At 72.7% G+C, this 2,411-nt stretch carries 3 protein-coding genes; 1 reads left to right on the top strand and 2 read right to left on the bottom strand.

The genetic code is table 11. The features are described 5' to 3' along the window. The first annotated feature begins 89 nt into the window (after positions 1-89). Entirely contained in the window at positions 90-443 is a 354-nt protein-coding gene (locus RIF68_RS34295; protein WP_309055380.1) for a DUF1330 domain-containing protein, read from the top strand. A gap of 10 nt (positions 444-453) precedes the next feature. On the opposite strand, the gene msrA is transcribed toward RIF68_RS34295, so the two are convergent. Beyond that, a complete protein-coding gene (gene msrA / locus RIF68_RS34290; RefSeq protein ID WP_309055379.1) occupies positions 454-1,116 on the bottom strand; it encodes a peptide-methionine (S)-S-oxide reductase MsrA in 663 nt (220 codons plus the stop codon). A gap of 230 nt (positions 1,117-1,346) precedes the next feature. Continuing rightward, the coding region (locus tag RIF68_RS34285) for an MFS transporter (RefSeq protein WP_309055377.1) at positions 1,347-2,411 on the bottom strand (1,065 nt) is incomplete at its 5' end.

Below are 2,411 nucleotides of genomic sequence, written 5' to 3'. Positions count from 1 at the left end.
ACCGTCGTCGCGCCGGCATGAGGACGACCGCCGGGGCATGACCTCCGGGGTAATCGACCCCGGAGGCCGTGTCCCGGCATGCTCGTGCCATGACCGCATACGCGATAGCGAACCTGCAGCCGTCCGGCGAGCCCCACGAGGAGGTCCTCACCTACATGGAGCGCATCCAGGCCACCCTGGACCCCTTCGGCGGCCGCTTCCTCGTCCACGGCGCCCCCCGCCGCGAGGTCCGCGAGGGCGAGTGGCCCGGCGCCCTGGTGCTCGTCGGCTTCCCGACGTACGAGGACGCCCGCGCCTGGTACGACTCCGAGGCCTACCAGGCCCTCATCCCGCTGCGCACCCGCCACATCCCCGGGGACATCCTGATCGTCGACGGCGTCGCCGAGGACTACGACCCGGCCACCACCGCGGCCCTGCTGCGCGCGGCGGCGGCCCGGAACTGACGGGGAGGCGTCAGCCCTCGGCCCTCGCCACGCCGACCGGGCAGGAGACGCCCGTGCCGCCGATGCCGCAGTAGCCGCCCGGATTCTTGTCCAGGTACTGCTGGTGGTACCCCTCCGCCGGGTAGAACGGGCGCTCGGCGGCCGGCAGGATCTGGGTGGTGATCTCCGCGTGACCCGCGGCCGTCAGGACCTTCTGGTAGGCGGCACGGGACGCCTCGGCGGTCTCCGCCTGGGCGGGGGAGTGGGTGTAGACGGCCGAGCGGTACTGCGTGCCGACGTCGTTGCCCTGGCGGAAGCCCTGCGTCGGGTCGTGGGACTCCCAGAAGACCTTCAGGAGGCCCTCGTACGACACCTTCGACGGGTCGAAGACCACGCGGACGACCTCCGTGTGGCCGGTGAGGCCCGAGCAGACCTCCTCGTACACCGGGTTCGGCGTGTAGCCGCCCTGGTAGCCGACGACCGTCGTCCAGACGCCCTCGGTCTGCCAGAACTTCCGCTCGGCGCCCCAGAAACAGCCCAGGCCGAAGTCGGCGACCTCCAGGCCCTCCGGGTACGGACCCAGCAGCGGCGTGCCGAGGACGGTGTGACGCTCGGGGACGGAGAACTCGGGCTCCGGGCGGCCGCGCAGCGCCTGCTCGGGGGTGGGCAGGACAGGGGTGCGGGACAGGAACATGCTGCATCTCTCCTCGACGGTCGGCCTCCTCACAACGTCCGGGACGCCCACCGGATTCCCCGGGCGCCGGCGCCCGCGCCGGGCCCGACGTCACGGTCAGGGCCTCAAGGGCCGTCCCGTACCTCCGAGTGAGTTCACCGGAGACCGGCCCCCTCCTGTGGCCCGGCCGGTGTGCCGACCGGGCCGGGTCCGCTTCCGACCTGTCCGGACGTGCCCTTCCGCGACACGCGTCAGGACGGGGGCCTGGTGACGAGCCCCAGGAGTCGTGCGTCCCGCTCCGGGCGGATGGCCGTGAGGGCACTGGCGCCGGCCGCGAGCATCACCACGCCGGAGACGAGGAAGGCGGTGGTGTATCCGGCGTCCGGGGTGTCGGCCGTGTCGATGAGGTGGCCGGTCAGGAACGGTGCCACGAGCCCCGGCAGGGTGCCGATACCGGCGACGACGCCGAAGACGGCGCCGCGCTGGGCGGGAGGGACGACCTCCGCGGTCGTCATGTAGTGGAGTGGGATGGCGATCGCGGTGCCGCCGAAGGCCAGTGTGATCAGCACCAGCCGGGGGCCGGACGCGTCGACGAACGGGAACGCCGTCATCGCGCACCCCGCCACGCCCACGGCGATGCCCTGTGCCGCCCCGCTGGACCAACGGCTGCTCACGCCCCTGGATTTCAGCGCGTCCACGAACGGTGAGATCGCCAGGAGCAGCACCAGTCCGAAGCCGGACATGATGCTGATGGCCGTCGCGGAGGCCGCCGCCGACATGTCCAGCTGTGTCCTGAGGTAGGCGGGCAGCCAGGCGTGGCTGAGGGACAGTGCCCACGCCGCCCCGAAGGCGCTGGCGATGCTGCCGAGTACGGTGCCGGTCAGCAGGATCCTGCGGTACGGCAGCCGGAGCCCGCTGGATCCGGTGGTCGTGTGCTGGTGGTCGTAGGGTCCGTCGCGGCCGACGCGCCACCACAGCAGCGCCCAGCAGGCGCTGACGACCGCGAGGACCGCGTAGGCGGAGCGCCAGCCGAAACCGTCGATCAGCCAGGTGACCAGGGGGGCCGCGATGAGCGTGCCCAGGGCCGCCCCGCCGATCTGGAGGGCCGAGGGCAGGGCCCGGCGCTCCGGGGGGAACCACTTGTACAGGGCGTGCATCGACATGGAGGCCGCGGGCCCTTCGGCGGCGCCGAGGAGGATGCGGCCGGCCATCAGGGCCGGGACCGTGGCCACCACGAGGACCGGGAGCTGGGCCACGGCCCACAGCACGGTCATGACGAACAGCAGGACCCGGCTGGAGATCCGGGTGGAGAGAAA

The sequence above is a fragment of the Streptomyces sp. genome (assembly GCF_031178505.1).
In the GTDB taxonomy this organism is placed as follows: Bacteria; Actinomycetota; Actinomycetes; order Streptomycetales; family Streptomycetaceae; genus Streptomyces; species Streptomyces gulbargensis.
This window is presented reverse-complemented; position numbering and strand designations above follow the sequence as displayed.